The sequence below is a fragment of the Erythrobacter sp. JB1-7 genome (assembly GCF_057365015.1).
The window spans coordinates 1,056,050-1,072,818 of the sequence record NZ_CP200291.1; the positions used below are offsets into that span (position 1 = coordinate 1,056,050).

General features: G+C 58.0%; 18 protein-coding genes. 12 read left to right on the plus strand and 6 right to left on the minus strand.

The features are described from left to right. The first annotated feature begins 1 nt into the window (after position 1). Together AC0V6W_RS05190 and AC0V6W_RS05195 are read left to right on the plus strand one after the other, a co-directional pair. Positions 2-1,006 carry a glycosyltransferase family 2 protein gene (locus tag AC0V6W_RS05190; RefSeq protein WP_486147838.1) on the plus strand — a complete coding sequence of 335 codons (1,005 nt, stop codon included), beginning with the start codon at positions 2-4 and terminating at the stop codon, positions 1,004-1,006. Between the two features lie 11 nt (positions 1,007-1,017). Beyond that, positions 1,018-1,788 (plus strand): sulfotransferase, encoded by a 771-nt coding sequence (locus AC0V6W_RS05195; protein WP_486147840.1) that lies wholly within the window; start codon positions 1,018-1,020, stop codon positions 1,786-1,788. A gap of 7 nt (positions 1,789-1,795) precedes the next feature. Here AC0V6W_RS05195 and AC0V6W_RS05200 read toward each other — a convergent pair whose 3' ends face one another. Next, on the minus strand, positions 1,796-2,821 hold the full coding sequence (locus AC0V6W_RS05200; protein ID WP_486147842.1) for a glycosyltransferase family 2 protein: 1,026 nt from the start codon (positions 2,819-2,821) through the stop codon (positions 1,796-1,798). 218 nt (positions 2,822-3,039) lie between these two features. On the opposite strand from AC0V6W_RS05200, the gene AC0V6W_RS05205 reads away from it, so the two are divergent. Beyond that, positions 3,040-4,317 carry a cell wall hydrolase gene (locus AC0V6W_RS05205; protein WP_486147844.1) on the plus strand — a complete coding sequence of 426 codons (1,278 nt, stop codon included), beginning with the start codon at positions 3,040-3,042 and terminating at the stop codon, positions 4,315-4,317. 19 nt (positions 4,318-4,336) lie between these two features. On the opposite strand, the gene AC0V6W_RS05210 is transcribed toward AC0V6W_RS05205, so the two are convergent. Next, the gene (locus AC0V6W_RS05210; protein ID WP_486147846.1) at positions 4,337-5,080 is read right to left on the minus strand and encodes a metallophosphoesterase; all 744 of its coding nucleotides are present in this window, start codon (positions 5,078-5,080) and stop codon (positions 4,337-4,339) included. Positions 5,081-5,145: 65 nt separating this feature from the next. Here AC0V6W_RS05210 and AC0V6W_RS05215 point away from each other — a divergent pair, with 65 nt between their 5' ends. Together AC0V6W_RS05215 and AC0V6W_RS05220 are read left to right on the plus strand one after the other, a co-directional pair. After that, positions 5,146-6,105 (plus strand): glycosyltransferase family 2 protein, encoded by a 960-nt coding sequence (locus tag AC0V6W_RS05215; RefSeq protein WP_486147848.1) that lies wholly within the window; start codon positions 5,146-5,148, stop codon positions 6,103-6,105. Between the two features lie 107 nt (positions 6,106-6,212). Then, positions 6,213-6,785, plus strand: a complete 573-nt coding sequence (locus AC0V6W_RS05220) for a polysaccharide biosynthesis/export family protein (RefSeq protein ID WP_486147850.1) — start codon at positions 6,213-6,215, stop codon at positions 6,783-6,785. A 64-nt stretch (positions 6,786-6,849) separates the two neighbouring features. On the opposite strand, the gene AC0V6W_RS05225 is transcribed toward AC0V6W_RS05220, so the two are convergent. After that, positions 6,850-7,914, minus strand: a complete 1,065-nt coding sequence (locus AC0V6W_RS05225) for a nucleotidyltransferase family protein (RefSeq protein ID WP_486147852.1) — start codon at positions 7,912-7,914, stop codon at positions 6,850-6,852. A 222-nt stretch (positions 7,915-8,136) separates the two neighbouring features. Between AC0V6W_RS05225 and AC0V6W_RS05230 the strand changes: the two genes are divergently transcribed. The 7 genes from AC0V6W_RS05230 (at position 8,137) to AC0V6W_RS05260 (ending at position 14,950) form a co-directional block, all read left to right on the plus strand. Continuing rightward, positions 8,137-8,274 (plus strand): lasso RiPP family leader peptide-containing protein, encoded by a 138-nt coding sequence (locus AC0V6W_RS05230; protein WP_486147854.1) that lies wholly within the window; start codon positions 8,137-8,139, stop codon positions 8,272-8,274. Between the two features lie 117 nt (positions 8,275-8,391). Further along, complete coding sequence (locus AC0V6W_RS05235; RefSeq protein WP_486147856.1) at positions 8,392-8,676, plus strand: PqqD family protein; 285 nt, start codon at positions 8,392-8,394, stop codon at positions 8,674-8,676. Further along, on the plus strand, positions 8,677-9,114 hold the full coding sequence (locus tag AC0V6W_RS05240; protein ID WP_486147858.1) for a lasso peptide biosynthesis B2 protein: 438 nt from the start codon (positions 8,677-8,679) through the stop codon (positions 9,112-9,114). It abuts the gene before it with no gap. A gap of 52 nt (positions 9,115-9,166) precedes the next feature. Continuing rightward, the gene (locus AC0V6W_RS05245) at positions 9,167-10,984 is read left to right on the plus strand and encodes an asparagine synthase-related protein (protein WP_486147860.1); all 1,818 of its coding nucleotides are present in this window, start codon (positions 9,167-9,169) and stop codon (positions 10,982-10,984) included. Then, on the plus strand, positions 10,981-11,910 hold the full coding sequence (locus AC0V6W_RS05250) for a hypothetical protein (protein WP_486147862.1): 930 nt from the start codon (positions 10,981-10,983) through the stop codon (positions 11,908-11,910). Before AC0V6W_RS05245 ends, AC0V6W_RS05250 begins: the two co-directional genes overlap by 4 nt. Next, positions 11,907-13,691: an ABC transporter ATP-binding protein gene (locus tag AC0V6W_RS05255; RefSeq protein WP_486147864.1), complete on the plus strand. Its 1,785-nt coding sequence runs from the start codon at positions 11,907-11,909 to the stop codon at positions 13,689-13,691. The genes AC0V6W_RS05250 and AC0V6W_RS05255 overlap by 4 nt, the downstream gene beginning before the upstream one ends. Continuing rightward, positions 13,688-14,950, plus strand: coding sequence for a glycosyltransferase family 4 protein (locus AC0V6W_RS05260; protein WP_486147866.1), 1,263 nt, complete (start codon positions 13,688-13,690; stop codon positions 14,948-14,950). The genes AC0V6W_RS05255 and AC0V6W_RS05260 overlap by 4 nt, the downstream gene beginning before the upstream one ends. Here the strand turns inward: AC0V6W_RS05260 and AC0V6W_RS05265 are convergent. The 3 genes from AC0V6W_RS05265 to AC0V6W_RS05275 form a co-directional block, all read right to left on the minus strand. Then, the gene (locus AC0V6W_RS05265) at positions 14,935-15,255 is read right to left on the minus strand and encodes a family 16 glycosylhydrolase (RefSeq protein WP_486147868.1); all 321 of its coding nucleotides are present in this window, start codon (positions 15,253-15,255) and stop codon (positions 14,935-14,937) included. The genes AC0V6W_RS05260 and AC0V6W_RS05265 overlap by 16 nt on opposite strands. Beyond that, complete coding sequence (locus AC0V6W_RS05270) at positions 15,255-15,752, minus strand: family 16 glycosylhydrolase (protein ID WP_486147870.1); 498 nt, start codon at positions 15,750-15,752, stop codon at positions 15,255-15,257. The genes AC0V6W_RS05265 and AC0V6W_RS05270 overlap by 1 nt, the downstream gene beginning before the upstream one ends. 81 nt (positions 15,753-15,833) lie before the next feature. Further along, a complete protein-coding gene (locus tag AC0V6W_RS05275) occupies positions 15,834-16,769 on the minus strand; it encodes a hydroxymethylglutaryl-CoA lyase (RefSeq protein WP_486147872.1) in 936 nt (311 codons plus the stop codon).

Genomic DNA, 16,769 nt, shown 5'->3' on the forward strand with positions numbered 1-16,769 from the left:
GATGGCCCGCAAGTTATCCGTGGTGATGTGCGCCTATAATGACGAAGACTATGTCGGCGCAGCCATCGAAAGCGTGCTTGCGCAGACCTATGCCGATTTTGAATATATCATCGTCAATGATGGTTCGGCCGATGCGACTTTGGCGATCCTCGAAGACTATGCCGCCAAAGACAACCGCATTCAGATCATCAGCCGCGAAAATGGCGGCACCACCAAAGCAACCGTTACCGGAATGAATGCGGCCAGCGGCGATCTTGTCGCGCGCATGGATGCCGACGATCTGTGCCTGCCCGACAGGTTTGAACGCCAAGTGGCCGTGCTGGATGCCCGCCCCGAATGCGTCGCGGTGACTTCGCATTTTGAGCATTTCCACGATGATGGCACGATCAAAATGGTCTCTGACGACATCGGCCCCGAAGAATTGATTGGGCTGTATAATGGCTTTGCCAATCGGATTGGCGGGCATGGTCAGGTGATGTTCCGGCGCGGTGCCTATCTGCAGGCGGGCGGATATGATCCGCATTTCCGGTATTCGCAGGATTACGATCTGTGGTGCCGCCTTTTGCATCTGGGCCGCTTCGCCGTGATCGAGGATGTTCTGTACCGTTGGCGCGTTGGCTATGGCAGCACGACGGACAAGAACAAAGAACCGCAATTGCGATGCGCCACCGAAATTACCCGGCGCGAACACAAACGGCTGACTGGCCGCGACATCAGCCATGAAACCGCGCTGGCGATGATTGGCCTGTGGTGGGCGCGTAAGCCTGAAAAGACGCCCATGGCAGAAACGATCAAGGCAAGCCGAGCGATGAACCGGGCCGTCAAAAGCTACTTTGCGCAAAATCCCGATATCGCCCATTTCGAAAACGAAGCGCGCATGCACATCGCGCGCACCTGGAAATGGCGGGCGCCGCTTGCGGATAAAGGCAATCTCCCTCGCCGAGCGCTGTTATTGGGCCATGCCGCGTTTTGGCGAATGAGCGCTATGGGTAAGGGATCAAGATAGGGGCAGCCGATATGAAGCACCTGTTTATCTTATGCTATGGCCGCACAGGCTCAACAGTGGTGCAAGGCCTGTTGAACCGGCTGGATGGCTATTGCATTCGCGGCGAACGCAAAGGCGTTCTTGCCTCCCTTGCAAAAGCAGCTAGCTTTGCGTTTCGCGAAAAAGAATCCTTTTCGAAAAGCGACCTTAAAGGCGGAGTAATTTCACCGCATTTCGGCGTGTCAGAAACGCAGCCCGAGCGGTTTGCCAGCGATCTGGCTGCTTTATACACGCGCGACATGCTCACCCCGCCCGAAGGCACGCGGGTTTGCGGAACAAAAGATATTTCAATGTCGACAAACTGGATTACCGATAAGGAGTTTGATTTCGCCATTGATTTCATTTTCAATCAGTTTGCAGGCTCCCGGATCATTTTCCTGACACGCGACGTGAACGAAGTTGCCAAATCGGGCTGGTGGGCTGGCATGGATGAAAAGAAGGTGCGCGATAACATCACTCAAACCGATGCGCGTTTTGCCCGTGCTTGCGAGGCGCACCCTGATCGCACATTCACGCTCGACTATTCCGAATTCAAAGATGGAGTCGCTGGTTTTCGCCGCTTACTCACTTGGCTGGAAGAACCGATCGACGAGGCGGTGCTGGAAGAAATTTCAGCAAATCGCCTGATGCATCTGAAAGGCAATTGGAGCCCGAACAATCAGCCGCCTTTAACCATCCCCCAGCGGGCAAAGCGAAAAGCCAAACATATTGCCAAGCGCGTGTTCGCTCGCTTTCAAAGCTAAGCGCCTGCTACTTAACCCGCAGCGCACTGATGCCCCAGCGCACGACATTTGCAAGCAGCGTCAATTTGCGCCCCGTATCGCTCCACTTGATATGAAAGCGCCTCCACCACCATTTCGCTGCGATCCACCGGCGCGTTTCATACTCTTCGGACTTAAGCTCAGGGTGTTTGGCAAAAAATGCTGTAACGGCCCGCTCCATGGCAGTGGAAGACTGCGATATCTGGGCAGCGCTGATCTGGTTGATATCAGAATTTGACCAAAAAACGCGCAAGGCAAAAGCCGTGCTTTGATCAATTTCCTGCCCGGTCAATTGCGCATATTGACGCCGGGCAACGCGGCCCGATATTTCAGCCTGGCGCACGGCGTTGCGCGACGAGATACTCTCGTGACCTGTGCGATATCGGTAAAGAACCTCGGGCACCACTCCAAACGGACCCTTTGCGATCATACGGGTCCACAGATCATAATCTTCAGCCAGATTAAAATCCGGATTGTACCCGCCAACCGCCTGATACACTTCGCGGCTGTAGATCATCTGGCCATGCCCGCCGATCCGATTGGAAAATGCGAGGAAAAGCGGCAATGTGCGGGGGTCTTTTTCAAATTTGGCAATGTGGGATGGGCTTCCATCCTCGTAGAAGTGTTCAACATAGCATGTGACGGCGACCATTTGGGGGTTGGCTGCCAGCATCGCCATCTGCTTTTCAAACCGATGGGGCAGCGACACATCATCCACATCCATGCGGGCAATATATTTGCCTTTTGCCGCATCAACCCCGCGTCGAAGCGCAATTGTCAGCCCGGTGTTATCCTGATCGATGATGCGAATGCGCGTATCTTTGGCAGCGTAATCCTGCATGATGGCAAGCGAGCCGTCTTTCGACCCATCATTGATCAGGATCAGCTCAAAATCGGTGAATGTCTGACCAAGCATGCATTCGATAGCATCCGCGACAAATTCCTCTCCGTTATACACGGACAAGACGACCGAGAGACTAACGGGCTGTTCTTTCAAACTGGCAGGATCGGACACTTGCTAGGACTCCAGCAACATTGCATTGCGCGCATCGCCAGAAAAGCCAGAAAAGAATGCGCCGCGCTAATCAAGCGAATTTTGTGCGGAGTCTCATTTTACCGGGATACAAGGAACCCCGCCAAAGCAGACCAAAATGCCTCAATCCGAGACAAAAGTGCGGGGGTTTCCGCTGAAATGCTCGCAAAAATGGCATAAACACCCGATAATAGCTCACTATGGTTGCCCTGCCCTCGCCTTCTTTTGCCAAGCGTTTCGTTTGGATTGCCATCGCGCTTGCCGCTTTGTGCGCGGCGGCGGGGGCTGCTTGGGCGATGTTGCCGGGGTTTGCGGGCAATTACAAAACGATCCTCTCGGTTAAGCTTGACCGGGGTAGCCCATCTGGCGGTCGTATCCCGCTTGCCGATATCTCGGCGATGGCGGCAGATTTTGTGCCTGTAGGGGCAGAGCCGGGCGATGCGCAGCAGAGCGAGGCAATCACCAACACATCAGCCTGGAAGAAAAACGCCGCCCGCGCCTTTGGCACGCGCCCGATTGATGCGGCGAGCGCGTTCAGCTCCGGTCTTGCAGGCGCAGACCTATACCGCGCGGAAAGCTGCCTTGCGATTGCGGGCCTGTATGAGGCGGGCCAGTCACGCGATGATCAGCGCCCCGTGATGCAAGTGGTGCTCAACCGGGTGCGTCATCCCGCCTGGCCTAACAGCGTGTGCGGCGTGGTGTTTCAAGGGCAGGCGCGCGCAACCGGGTGCCAGTTCAGCTTTACCTGCGATGGATCGATGAGCAGGCGGCGCTATTCATCGGCGCAATATCAATCGGCCAAGACGCTGGCAGCAACGATGCTGCGGGGCACGCGCGATGCCCGGGTCGGTTGGTCAACGCATTATCACACGAACTGGGTGTATCCCTATTGGAGCGACAGCCTGGACAAGACCGCCGCTGTCAAAACGCACATCTTCTTCCGCTGGCCCGGCTGGTGGGGGACAAAAGCCGCCTTTACCTCTGCGCCTTCGGGCAAGGAGCCTGCAATCCCGGCTCTGGCGAGTTATGATATCTGGCACGATGGCGCGGCAAGCGACGAAGTGCTCGCCGAAGCCGAAGCGGCAGAAGAGGACGGCAAACCCACTGTGGCAGAAGCCTTTGCGGTGAATTTGGGAGAACCCGCCGCGCGCGCGCCTGCGCCCGGAAACTGGCAAAAACCGATCATCCGGCCCATTGCTGCAGGCACAAAACCGGGCCGCTGGGCGCTTGATGCAGTGGCCTTGTGCGAAGGCAAGCCAAGCTGCCGAGTGGTCGGGTGGAGCGCGGGGTCCGCCATGCCATCGGCGTTTGATCCGGCCAGCCTGCAACGCAATCCGCCCGATATCGTCTATCGCCAGGAACTGCGCAGCCGCACGCAGCAGGTCTATTGGGATTGCGGCAAATGGGCACGCGCGGGCAGCTCCAAATGTCTGGGATCACCCAGCAAGACCGCAGAAATTGCCCTTTTGATCCGCTGATTGAGCCTTTTGGGAACGCTCAGGTCGTAACAACTTCGACCGCGTCATCCTGAAGGCACACTGCCGATAGCGTGTCCGTTTTGTAAGCGCCCGTGTCGCACGCAATGCGGTTGTCATAAACTTCAACCTCATCGACCTGCGAATGGCCATGCACGACGACCTGCCCGTGCCAGCGGTCGGAGCCTGTAAATTCATCGCGGATCGACACCAGCGCCTCGCGCGGTTGTTTGGCAATTGGCACGCCGGGTTTTACTCCTGCATGGGCGAAAAAATACGAACCGCTCGAATAAGACGGCTCAAGCGATTTGAGAAATTCGATATGATTTTCCGGAATGCCCTCTTCCAACCGCTCGGCAAAATCAAACGGGTCTTCGGACAGTTTGGGCGCGCTGATGCCATAGCTGTCCAGCGTTCGCAGCCCGCCCATAGCGAGCCAGGCTTCCTGCGCTTCCCCATCGCCATTCAGGCTTTCGAGCAGCAAATGCTCATGAAAACCCAGCAGAGTGACCGCGCCCGATTCTTCGCGAAGGTCGCGCGCCAATTCAACGCAGCGCGCGCTTTCAGGGCCGTGATCGATCAGATCGCCCAGCAAAACCAGCGTCAAACGATCCGGCGAAGGCTCCAATGTCGGAAAATGACTGATAATTCCGGCTAGACACTCTATCAGCAGATCGTATCGGCCATGAACATCGCCAATCGCGTAAATCCGCTCCCCTTTCACCGGGCGAGGGGTGCGCGCCGTAAATTTGGGAAAAGCGTACATCGTGTTGTGTCTTACCAAAAAAGCGTATTTTGTCAGTGTCTAAGTTGACCTCCCCCACTAAACCTATGGAAACAGGGGAGAAACCGGACCGCTCGCCGGAGGTATCTATAGTTATAGCCTGCTATAATGCGGGCGAATTTCTTGTCTCTGCGGTCGAATCGGCCTTGGGACAGCGCGGTGTAACAATAGAAATTCTAATAGTTGATGACCGGTCGAGCGATAACAGTTTCGAACTTGCCCAAAAGCTCGCTCGCAGCGATCCGCGTATCCGGGTGTTCCAGACCGAAGCCAATGCAGGGCCCGGCGGTGCGCGCAATGTCGGGATCGCGCAGATGCGGGGGCAATGGTATGCGGTGCTGGATTGCGACGATGCGTTTGAACCTGACCGCTGCCGAACGCTGATTGATGCCGCGAATGCCGCCGGTGCGGATATGATCGCCGATGATTTGCAGGTGTTTGGCGGCAGCATGAAAACCACTCGCCATCTTGGGGAAACCTATGCCCCTCCTGCGGGCATCATCACATTGGACCAATATTTTACCGGCACGCGCATGTTTGGCGATGCGCCCAATCTGGGCTTTCTCAAACCGCTCATCCGGCGCAGCGCGCTTGCCGATCACGCGGTCACTTACCGTGATGATCTGCGCATTGGCGAAGATGATGAGCTGGTCATTCAATTGCTGCTGGCAGGCGCGATTTATGCCTATGCGCCGCGCCCGCTATACCGCTACCGCAAACACGATGCCTCTATCTCGCACCGGCTGTCCGCTGAGCACAGCGCGCTGATGGTAAGGTCTGAACAAGACATTCGCGCAAAAGTCGCCGCAGCCGGCAAAGACAGCGCCCAATACCAGGCGCGCTATGCCTCGATCCTTGATGCCGCCGCCTTTTCGGCCAGTGTTGACGCCCTGAAAGCAAAGCATTTTGCCGCCGCATTGGGAGCAATCATCCGCCGTCCTTCAGCTTTGCGTCATTATTCCATGCCGATAAAAGCGCGCCTTGCCCGGCTTTTGGGCGCAGGTTGAGGGGCAAGACCATCGGTTGCGCAAGGCGGTCTTGATGACTAACAGTCCGGGATGATTAACAGACCGGGATGACTTGCAAATCGGCAATCCCGTTTGGAGTGACGCCTATGACAATTCGCCAATCGCTGAGTGCCGCTGCCCTGATCGCTGGTTTGGCCAGCCTTACAGGTTGCGTGGGGTCCGCGCCCCCGCTCGCTTCCAACCCTTATGAGGCGAACGAATACCGGCTGGCGGCTGCTGATCAATTGCGCATCACTGTGTTTGGCGAACCCGCGCTTACCAAGAACTACGTCATCACAACCGCTGGCGACATCGCCTTTCCGCTGCTGGGCGATGTGCCCGCATCGGGCAAAACGGCAAGCGAATTTTCCAATTTCCTCACCAACAAACTCGCCGATGGGTATTTGAATGATCCGCGCGTCAATGTCGAAGTGCTCAATTTCCGCCCGATCTATGTGCTGGGCGAAGTGGGCCGTTCGGGCGAGTTTAAATACAAGCCTGAGCTGACCGCATTGCAAGCTGTGGCGCTGGCCGGTGGGTTCACTTACCGGGCGGACAGGCGGCGCGTGTTCATCCGCCGCGCAGGCGAAGAAACCGAATTTACCTACGAATTGGATCAAGGCCGCGCGATCTATCTGCGCCCCGGCGATACAATCCGCGTGGGCGAGCGGTATTTCTAAGAAACTGGCTCCAAAATGGAGGTGCGGCGCTGTGGCCGAGCGCGCCCGTTGTAACGCGCCTTTTTTAACGCTGCGCTTTTGACGCGCGATCGGCGAACAGATCGTGCTGTATCTCTGCCAGAGTTGACCAGATAAATTCGCGCGCGAACGCAAAAGGCCGAGTCAGCACGCCTTCGCTCCACCGCCATAACAGGCGTGACCGGTACAAAAGCTGCGGCTCTGGCTGCAAATCGGGCACTTGCACCGATGTCTGCTTGGCATGCCCCTGCTGCTCGCCGAATTCAGGGTAGAACACACTGTCAGCGACCGATTTTGCATGCTGCCACAGCCGCGCCATCCCGCTTTGCCGGGCATAATCATCCAGCATGTCATCACCCATCGCAGGATCATTGGCGCGGGCATAGGCAATTTCATGCGCATAGCTGATCCAGGGCTGGCGCGCTCTGATCGCTTTGCCGAACCCGGTTGCGGTCAACATAATGGCGTCGCGCTTTTCCAGCATCGGTATCGAAAACTGGCCCAGATCGCGCATCACCGCATGATCGAGCAGATCGTCGAGGTCTGACAAAGCAGGCGTGCCCGGCTGATGCAGCTTGTAATGCAGGTCCACAGTCGGGCCGGTTGTACCGGTGGGCAGATAAGGCGATTCGCCCAGGAATTCGTGCCACCACACGTCTTTTTCCGAAATTGGCGCGTCATATCCAGTCGACGTCAAAACCTTGGCCGCTTCACGGTAGTCGCGCGCGCGGACCAGCAAATCGATATCGTGAGCAAAGCGCGCATCCCACCTTTCATACACCTCATAAGCGCGCGCCGTGCCTTTGACGCAGACCACATCAATCCCATGCGTGTGAAAATTGCGCGCCAGCCGGACGGCGGCGGCGATGTGCGCCATGTTGTGAGCGAAACAATCGGTTCGGATCTGGCGAAAGCGGGCCGCGACCTGTTTAGGCGGTTCAATTCCTAGCGAATCGAGTGAATGGGCGATTAGGGGAAGAACCTTATTGCCGCGCGCGATTTTATGCAGTTCGTCCCAGTCAATCCCCTCCGGATCGACACTTATCTGTGAAGCGTTGCGAATCCCCGCCGAAAGGAGCCAAATTAAAGTTTGTTGAGCTTTGAAAGCCATCCAAAACCCTTTAATGCTGTGGCGGGAAAAGGAAACGCGAAGCCGCGTAAAAAATTCAAAACAGGGAACATGCACGGCTCAAGACTGTCCCATTATGGGATAGCTTTTGTTTCTGGGAAATTTACGATTGCGAAACCGTAAGTTTTTTGGAAACAAAAAAATTGAACGTGGGTTGCATAACAAAATTAACGAATTTGAACCTCTCTCGGCACGGAGCTGACTATGAAAAAGACGTATGAAAAACCGGCATTCCAGAAACTGGGCTCTTTCGAGACCATGACCAAAGCTGCTTCTAGCGGCGGTCAATTGGACGCCACCTTCCCGGTGACCACACCTTCGGAAGATCTCACCTTTTCGTGAGCCCAACAATCAGGTAAGACGAAAACGGCCGCATTTTGCGGCCGTTTTTGCAGGTGGCGTTGATGCAGGTTTGCGCATCAGCACTTCTGCGGTGACGACCTTTTTGACGGGCATGAAATGGCGATTGACGAAAGACAAGGGTACATCCGCGCAGAGCACGTGGTGGTTTGCGAAATTCAGGATGGCAGCGCGCTGCTCGATCTTGAAACGAGCACCTATTTCCAGCTTAACGGCACTGCCAATTTCATCTGGGAACAATTGGCCGATGGCCCGCTAACCGCTGCAAAGATCGCGTCGAAACTTTCCCAAACATATGACGTTGATGAGGCCACTGCACTGGCGGACGTTAAGATCATGCTGGAACAGTTTTCCAAAGCAGGCCTCATAACCGCGCGAGGATAAATGAAACTTCGCCGATATTGGGGTTTGGGAAGGCGACATTTTGCGTTGCTGTGCCGCGCGTTTTTCACTGTCATTTATTTCCGTATCGCGCTGATTTTCCTCAAATACAAACAATTGGCCAAATCCGTCAGCGTCGCGGGGCCTGATCCTTTGACCGCTTCCATGGGCAAACGCCCGTCAAGCGAAGCGATTGCCTGGTCGGTCAAGCACACATCGCGCATCGTGCCGTTTGCCAGTTGCCTGACACAAGCGCTGGCGGTGCAGCATATGCTTGGCCGATTTGGCGAAGAGAGCGTGATCCGCATCGGCGTGCGCACGACTGAAAAGGGCAAAATCATGGCCCATGCCTGGGTGATGCAGGATGATGCGATCCTGATTGGCGGGCCGCAATCCAATGTGGATCGCTATGTCGTCATGACCGATCTGAAGCCGGGTTGATAAAGCGGCCATGATTTCAGGCGACAGGGGCATATCGGCGCTGGGATGGTCAATGACAATGGGCGCTGACCTTGCACAGGCGCGCTGCACATCCGCCAATGCGGCTGCATGGCCGGCAGCCGCATTCAGCACGGACGGCAAAGCTGCGCGCGTGAAAGTTGCAGGCATTTGGCGGGCAGACGGTGCAGCCGATCTCTGCGCTCAGCTTGGCTTGGACGAGGCGGCAGGGCCAGCAAACGTCATCACAGCTGGATGGCAGGCGTGGGGCACAGCCCTTGCCGATCACCTTTCCCAAAATCTGACCGGTCCTTTTGCCATCGCTGTGTTCGATGCTGAGGCGCAAAGCCTGTATTGCGCGCGCGATACGCTGGGAGTGGAGCCGCTGTTTGTCGCCCGCACCCCCGGCCGGATCGCCGCTGCGCATTGTCCGCGCACCGCCCGGCGCGCCGCGCAGCTCGCCAGCACGCCCGACCGCGCCATGATCGCCGATTTCGTCGAAGGTGAGCTATCCAGCACCACCGCCTCGTTTCACGAAGGGCTGACGCGTGTTGCACCCGGCCATTGGCGGCTAATATCGCGCGATGCGGATCAATCTGAGGCGTATTGGTCGCTCAGTGCTATCCCCGAATGCGAACCTGCGCGCAGTCCCGCCGATCAGGTGCGCGATAAGCTTGCGCGCGAAATCATAGCGGGCGGCGGCACCGGTGAAGGTGTTGCTGTGCCGCTAAGCGGCGGGCTCGATTCCTCCGCAGTCGCCGCGATCACTGCGGATATTCGCGAAAGCACGCGCGATGTTACGACATTGTCGCTGACATATGACAAAAATCCCGGCTGGGTCGATGGTCCATATATCGCTGCAATGCGCGGATCGCTGGCGATGGATCACCGCAGCCTGCCAAGCACCGGTCACGACCCTTTCGCTGAGATAGACGAAGTGCTGCAGGCCATGGACGGCCCGTGCTTTGGTTACGGCGTTTCGGTCAGCACCAGCCTGTTTGCTTTTGCCAAGGCGCACGGATTGCGCACGGTTCTGCATGGCCATGGCGGGGATGAGATCATCTCGTATGGCGTTGGGCGTTTGAACGAACTCGCGCGCGGCGGCGAATGGCGCACTTTATGGCGCGAGGCCGAAGGCGCGGCGGGGCTATCCGGGCAATCAAAATGGGCGATTTTCAAACGATATCTGGTGCACAGGCCCAAATATCGCTGGCTCAAACAGCATTGGTCAGAGGTGTTTGCGCCCAAATCTGCCATGCCAGAGAAAAACGCCCAAACAGGGATACTGGGAGCCGCGCTTGCACCGCATAAATCCCGCACGGATGGCGATCAGCGGCCCTTGCAACAACGGCCCGAACATTCAGAGCGCGACCTGCACATCGCCGCGCTGGAGCATCCGGTGCAGCCGCATGCTTTGGAGACCATTGCGCTGACGGGGCGGTATTACGGCCTCAACATCGTCATGCCGTTTATGTCGCGTGAGCTGGCGCAATTGTGCGTGTCGTTGCCATCGCATTGGAAACTGCGCGGGGGATACACCCGGTTTGTGCTGCGCGAAGCCATCCGTCCGCTGGTGCCCGCCAGCATTGCAAACAGGCGCGACAAAAACGATTTTACGCAAGACTTTATCGGCGGCCTGATCGCCAGCCCGTTTGCCCGGCAATATGCCGATCCCGCCAGTCCCGCGCTCACCCAATATGTCAATTCGCAATGGTTGCACGAAAACTGGGCCAAAGTAGATCACCTTGGCCGCGATGTTTCCATTGCCACCGCGCGCGGTCTATGGCGTGCGGCAGTGCTGGGATATTGGCTCGCGATGGACCGTGATGCCGGAATTCTGGACAGCAGCGAAGGGCAAGCACCGCTTATATGACCGCCAAAAGCGCCTACCATTACGATGCCTTTGGCCTGTGCATCGCCAGCGATTTTCCGCTGCACGAATTGCGCGCGGCTCCGCCCGATTGCGTGCCCAATATCACCATTCTCAATCACCCGATTGGCCGGGCAATGCCGGCGCGCGAAGACGGCGTGCTGATGGATTACACCTGCCCTGATGGCGTGGTGATGGCCTGGCCCGAAGTGGCGGGGTTCCGGTTTGCGGATGACAGCACAATCTGGGCCGAGAAGCCTGATACGACCACCGATCGAATGTTCGCTTTCCCGCTGCTTGGTCCGGTTATGGCGTGGATGCTCAATGCGCGCGGGCTGTTCGTTCTGCACGCCAGCGCAGTGCGGGTTGAAGGGCGCACTATCGGCTTTTTGGGCGACAAGCTGGCGGGCAAATCGACCACGGCTGCTGCCTTTATTCGCGCAGGCCATCCGCTGGTGACCGATGATCTGCTGGCGGTGAAACTGGAAAAGGGCGCCCCACCCCGGTGCTATCCCGCTTTTGCCCAGCTCAAGCTTGAAGACAAAGCCGCCGCGGCAATCCAGATCGACGGAGCCGATGCGCAGCCGCTGGTTTATGACGGGTTCCCCAAACGCCAGCACAAATTGCCCGACATGATGACGTCGGCCACCAGCCTTGATTGCGTTGTAAAGCTGGTGCGCGGCGGCGACAGGCCGCAGCTGGTCCGGTCCGATATGGCTGAGGCAATCGAGACGATCACCCGGTTCAGCTATATGCCGCGATTTGGCAATGCGCCGTGGACGAAAGACGACAATCGCCGGCATTTCAGCCAGTCCGTCGGCCTTGCCGACAGCGTTTTGGTGGGCGCTTTGCATATTCCCGATGATCTGGCGCGGCTGGATGAAACGGTGGATCATGTCGCCCAGATCATGCGCAAATTGCCAGCATGATCCGCCGTTCGGTTCAGTTTCTGCGCTATATGATGGAGCTGACCAAAGGGCGGCTTGCCTATGCCATTGGGCTTAATTTCGTCTCCAGCTTTACCGAAGGGATTTCGCTGTTTCTGCTGATCCCGCTGGTGGCGCTGATTGATCCCGGCAATGCCGCGCGGTTTGACGATATCCCGGTGGTGGGAGCCATGTTGGCGCAGATAAACCCCTCGCTTGAAATGCTGCTTTTGGGATTTTTGGCGTTGATTGTGTTTCAGGCGGTGCTGGTGCGCGTGAAAACCGTGTATCTCGCCGCGATCATGCAGCGCGCGATTGATACGATGCGCACCCGCTTTTTCGCCAGCGTTGGCGCGGCGCGGTGGGATGTGGTGCAGCAAGCGCGCGTGTCAGACTTGCAAAACGTGCTGGTGCAAGAGGCAGGCCGCGCCAATCTGGCCGCCAGCAATCTCACCCGGCTGCTGCAATCGCTGATCCTGGCGGCGACTTATTTCCTGCTCGCCATGCTGGTGTCATGGCAAATGGCGCTGTTTGCCGCAGCCGCAGGAGTGGTGATGCTCGCCGTGCTGTTCCCGCTGCGCCGCAGGGCGACGCGATATGGCGAAGAGCTGAGCCGCCTTTACCGCGGCGAAAACCAGACATTGCTCGATTTTCTGACCGGCATCCGCGTGGCCAAAAGCTTTGTGGCAGAGCCGCGCTATGCCCGCGCCTTTACAGACAGGGTTTTGAAAGTGCGCGATAATCTTCTGGGCATCGGACAGCTTAACGCGACCAGCACGATGGCATTCCAGATCCTCAGCGCGGTTGCCGCTGTGCTGTTCATCTGGTTTGCCGTCAGATGGGCCCAGCTTGATCTTGGCCCGCTTATCATTCTGATCCTGATCTTTATCCGGCTCGCCCCGCGATTTGGCACCATTCAGGATTCCACGCAGGCGCTGCTGGGCAATATGGCGGCCTATGAAAACATCCGCGCGCAAATCGACTATTTTGAAAGCGCAGCAGAACCCCTCAGCGATGATGGCGCGCAGCCGCCTTCCTTTGCGCGCGCGATTGAGTTCAAAGACGTCTCGCTCACTTATCCAGGTGCAAGCGAGCCTGCCGTGCGCGGCGTTGATCTGGTGATCGAAAAAGGCAAATTTACGGCGCTGATCGGACCATCAGGCAGCGGGAAAAGCACGATTGCCGATATGCTGATGGGGCTTTTGCGGCCCAGTTTGGGCAGCATCACAGTGGATGGCACCGCGATCAATGATGCCAATCGCCGGTTGTGGCGCGGCGCTGTTGCCTTTGTCCCGCAAGAGGCTTTTTTGCTCAACGATACGGTCCGCTCCAATCTTGCAATTGCGGCCCCTGATGCCAGTGATGAAGCCATGTGGGATGCACTGACCCGCGCCAAAGCGAAAGGGTTTGTGGAACGGGCTAGCAGCGGCCTCGACACGGTCGTGGGGGAACGCGGCACCAAGTTATCAGGCGGCGAACGCCAGCGCATTGCCTTGGCGCGCGCGCTGCTGCGCGAACCATCTTTGCTGATCCTTGATGAGGCGACAAGCGCGCTTGACTGGGAAAACCAGAAAGCCATCGCAGCCGACATCGAAGCGATGCGCGGTGACATCACTATCGTGACGATTGCGCACCGCCCATCCATGATCCGTTTTGCCGATGAAGTGATTGCGATTGATGCGGGCAAAGTGGTGGAACGGGGCCGTTTCAAAGACCTCGCCGAACAGCCCGGATCTCGCCTGCGCGAAATGCTCGACGGGGAAAATGCAGGCGATGCGCCATGAATGCGGGCGATCCGCAAGGCCAGCGCCCGGTCATCACCATCATCAGCAAACAGCGCGTCGCAGGCGCGCTGAATGGATCATCGGCCTATCTGATCGCGATTGCGAGATCGCTGGATGAGGCAGGCTTTGATGTGGAGCTGATCCAGCCTTCGCCCGCAATCGCTGGGCGCACGCCTTACATGCGGATGCGGCCCGAAATGGCAGTGTTCAAACGCCACCGGGTGCGCGGCGCGGTGCGGATGGGCGATATCTGGGTGTTCGCCAATCCTTCCGTCTGGCTGGGGGCTGTTCGCGGCGTGATCTCGCGGGTGTTTGGCATGGCCGATAAGCCTGCGCCCTATGCCATCGCGACGCCTTGGACACAGGCAGACCGCGCATTCCTGCGCGCAAACATCTCGCCGCAGACCTGCGCGATTATTGCTGACTATATGTTTTGCGCGCCCGGTTTTGATGAGGTGCCCGGTCCCGAAGGGCCGCGCACGCCCAAGCCCACACCCACGCCCACCGCCATCGTGATGCACGATCTGTTCCACGCGCGCGGCGGCGGGGGCAAGGATTCGGTGGCGCTTGTCACGCGCGATGAAGAGATTGCCGCGCTTGGCCGGGCCGGCAGCGTCTTTGCGATCCAGCAGGATGAGCAGAAATTCCTCACTCAAAACGTGCCGCAAACCGCGCCCATTCTGGTGCCCATGCCCGCTTTCCCCGTGGATGCGCCGCAAGTGGGCAAGGCTGATAATGTGCTGTTTATCGGCAGCAACACCGCGCCCAATGTCGAAGGGCTGAAGGATTTTCTTGAGCACGCATGGCCCCAAGTGATCGCGCGCCGCCCCCATGCGCAATTGCACATCGCCGGCACTGTGAACCGCGCTTTTGCAGGCGCTGAATACCCTGCCACGCGGTTTCTGGGGATCGTCGATGATCTGGGCGCGCTTTACCGCGATGCAGGCGTTGTTATTTCGCCTTTGACTTTTGGATCGGGCCTCAAAATCAAGCTGGTTGAAGCGATGGCGATGGGCAAGGCGATGGTGGTATCGCCTGTCACGTTACAAGGGGTAGAAGAGGTGTGCGGCCCCGGCGTCACCCTTGCGCAAAATTCCGATCAAACAGCGGATGCGATTGCGCATTTGATGGAGGATGAGGCAGCCCGCGCCGATCTGGCAAGCCGCGCGCTGGGAATTGCGAAAAACCATTTTTCCGCCGCAGCCGTTCATGCAGACCTGCGCCAATGGGCGCAAGACCTCGATCAATCGCAGGATTGACGCGCGTCAAAACTGGGCGAATAGCTGACGCATTCGGCCACCATCATCGTTGGCAGGTCGCGCGGATCAAACGGGCCGACCCATTCGGTCAGCGTTTTTGAACCCCACAGCGACAGCATCAATTTCTGCGTGTTTTTGGGCAATGGCAGCCCTTCGCCGCGCGCTTCGTGCACCATTTCGCCATCGACATACCAGCGGATATATTCAGGCTGCCAGTCAAATCCGTAAGTGTGCGTTTCTTTTGTCGCGTCAAAATCGAGGCGGTGCAGATGTTCGCGTTTTTGGCCGTCGCGGTAATAGGTCATCAAAACCTCGCGCGGTTTTGCGCCCAGAATTTCGATGTCGATTTCGTCCCACGGCTTGCCAAAGGGGGGCCGGTATAGGTGAAGAACCCGCTGACGGTGCCCGATGCATGGGCGGCGCGCATGCGGACTTCGAAATAGCCGTGCCCGTAATTCTTGTCGCTCTGCACTTCGCCGCCGACAAACTGCGCAAGGTTCGTCTTGCGCGGTTCCAGCAGGAGTTTGAGCGATCCATCAAAGCGCGCCTGCGACCGCCGCCAGTCATTGACTGTCCATTTGCCATTGCGCCAGCCATGCGAGACATTCCAGCGCGGCTTGTTCAGGCTATCGAATGTGTCGACAAACGGTGTGCCGCCGCCTGTTAAACGCGGCGGGGTTTTGAGGATCGGCTGAGCGGCAGCTTCGGCTGGCTGCGAATTCGACTGAAAAATCAATGGCAGACCGGCCGCTGAAACAGCGCCCACGATAATTGCAGGGATGATGATTTTCTGTGCCAACATCACGCGCCACGCCTAACACAAGGCCCGCCGCGCTCAACACACAATCGCTCAAAGGTCAGCCAGAACGGGCCGGCCCCGCGATCAACCGGCTGCTTGGGTTTTTCCGGGCGCTGTATCGTCGCCCGCAGGAAAGCCGCCTGCACGGATCAGCATGCCCGGCACCCGGCCCGGCAATTTATCCGCCAGCCATCCGCCCGCCGCGATTGCCGCGTCCAGATCCAGGCCGGTTTCAAACCCGGCCCGCTCCAGCATGTAGAGCAAATCCTCAAACGGGATGTTGCCTGTCGCCGCAGGCGCAAACGGGCATCCGCCAATCCCGCCAAAACTGGCATCCAGAGTGGTCACGCCGGCCTCTATCGCGGCAAAGGCATTGGCGATCCCTGTGTTGCGGGTGTTGTGGAAATGAGCGCGCAGGGGCGTATCGCCTGTCACGGCGCGCACTTTGTCAAACAATTCGCGCACGGCCCACGGATCGCCCACGCCGATTGTGTCAGCCAGCGCAATCTCATCCGCGCCCGCATCCACTGCCATCTGCGCCAGCTGGGCGACATTTTCATGCGGCACCTCGCCTTCGAACGGACAACCAAAGGATGCGGCGATTGTCACCGATGAGCGTCTGCCATGTTCTTTTGCCAAAGCGACAATCGCAGCCGAGCTTTCGCCCGATTCCCGCCGGGTCTGGCCCTGATTTTTGCCGGCAAACGTGTCAGAGGCCACGCACACCGCGCCAAATTCATCCAGCCCCGCTGCCAAAGCGCGCTCTGCCCCGCGCAGATTGAGCACAAGGCCGATATATTCCACCCCGTCGCGGCGCGGCAGCATACCGCTCAGCGCATCCGCATCGGCCATTTGCGGCACGCGCTTTGGATTGACAAAGCTGGTGACTTCAACCCGTTTGACCCCGGCTGCAATGCCCAGATCAATCAGCTCCAGTTTCTCCTGCGTGGAGAACACACGCTGTTCATTCTGCAAGCCGTCGCGCGGGCTGACATCAAGGATGGTGATAGCGGGTTTCAT

Excerpts from the sequence above, each read along its gene's own strand:
- AC0V6W_RS05265 (WP_486147868.1), bottom strand. The coding sequence starts at position 15,255 with ATGACCTATTACCGCGACGGCCAAAAACGCGAACATCTGCACCGCCTC.
- AC0V6W_RS05235 (WP_486147856.1), top strand. The coding sequence starts at position 8,392 with ATGGCGATTGACGAAAGACAAGGGTACATCCGCGCAGAGCACGTGGTG.
- AC0V6W_RS05230 (WP_486147854.1), top strand. The coding sequence starts at position 8,137 with ATGAAAAAGACGTATGAAAAACCGGCATTCCAGAAACTGGGCTCTTTC.
- AC0V6W_RS05270 (WP_486147870.1), bottom strand. The coding sequence starts at position 15,752 with ATGTTGGCACAGAAAATCATCATCCCTGCAATTATCGTGGGCGCTGTT.
- AC0V6W_RS05220 (WP_486147850.1), top strand. The coding sequence starts at position 6,213 with ATGACAATTCGCCAATCGCTGAGTGCCGCTGCCCTGATCGCTGGTTTG.
- AC0V6W_RS05250 (WP_486147862.1), top strand. The coding sequence starts at position 10,981 with ATGACCGCCAAAAGCGCCTACCATTACGATGCCTTTGGCCTGTGCATC.
- AC0V6W_RS05275 (WP_486147872.1), bottom strand. The coding sequence starts at position 16,769 with ATGAAACCCGCTATCACCATCCTTGATGTCAGCCCGCGCGACGGCTTG.
- AC0V6W_RS05225 (WP_486147852.1), bottom strand. The coding sequence starts at position 7,914 with ATGGCTTTCAAAGCTCAACAAACTTTAATTTGGCTCCTTTCGGCGGGG.
- AC0V6W_RS05255 (WP_486147864.1), top strand. The coding sequence starts at position 11,907 with ATGATCCGCCGTTCGGTTCAGTTTCTGCGCTATATGATGGAGCTGACC.
- AC0V6W_RS05210 (WP_486147846.1), bottom strand. The coding sequence starts at position 5,080 with ATGTACGCTTTTCCCAAATTTACGGCGCGCACCCCTCGCCCGGTGAAA.
- AC0V6W_RS05245 (WP_486147860.1), top strand. The coding sequence starts at position 9,167 with ATGACAATGGGCGCTGACCTTGCACAGGCGCGCTGCACATCCGCCAAT.
- AC0V6W_RS05260 (WP_486147866.1), top strand. The coding sequence starts at position 13,688 with ATGAATGCGGGCGATCCGCAAGGCCAGCGCCCGGTCATCACCATCATC.
- AC0V6W_RS05195 (WP_486147840.1), top strand. The coding sequence starts at position 1,018 with ATGAAGCACCTGTTTATCTTATGCTATGGCCGCACAGGCTCAACAGTG.
- AC0V6W_RS05205 (WP_486147844.1), top strand. The coding sequence starts at position 3,040 with ATGGTTGCCCTGCCCTCGCCTTCTTTTGCCAAGCGTTTCGTTTGGATT.
- AC0V6W_RS05190 (WP_486147838.1), top strand. The coding sequence starts at position 2 with ATGGCCCGCAAGTTATCCGTGGTGATGTGCGCCTATAATGACGAAGAC.
- AC0V6W_RS05215 (WP_486147848.1), top strand. The coding sequence starts at position 5,146 with ATGGAAACAGGGGAGAAACCGGACCGCTCGCCGGAGGTATCTATAGTT.
- AC0V6W_RS05240 (WP_486147858.1), top strand. The coding sequence starts at position 8,677 with ATGAAACTTCGCCGATATTGGGGTTTGGGAAGGCGACATTTTGCGTTG.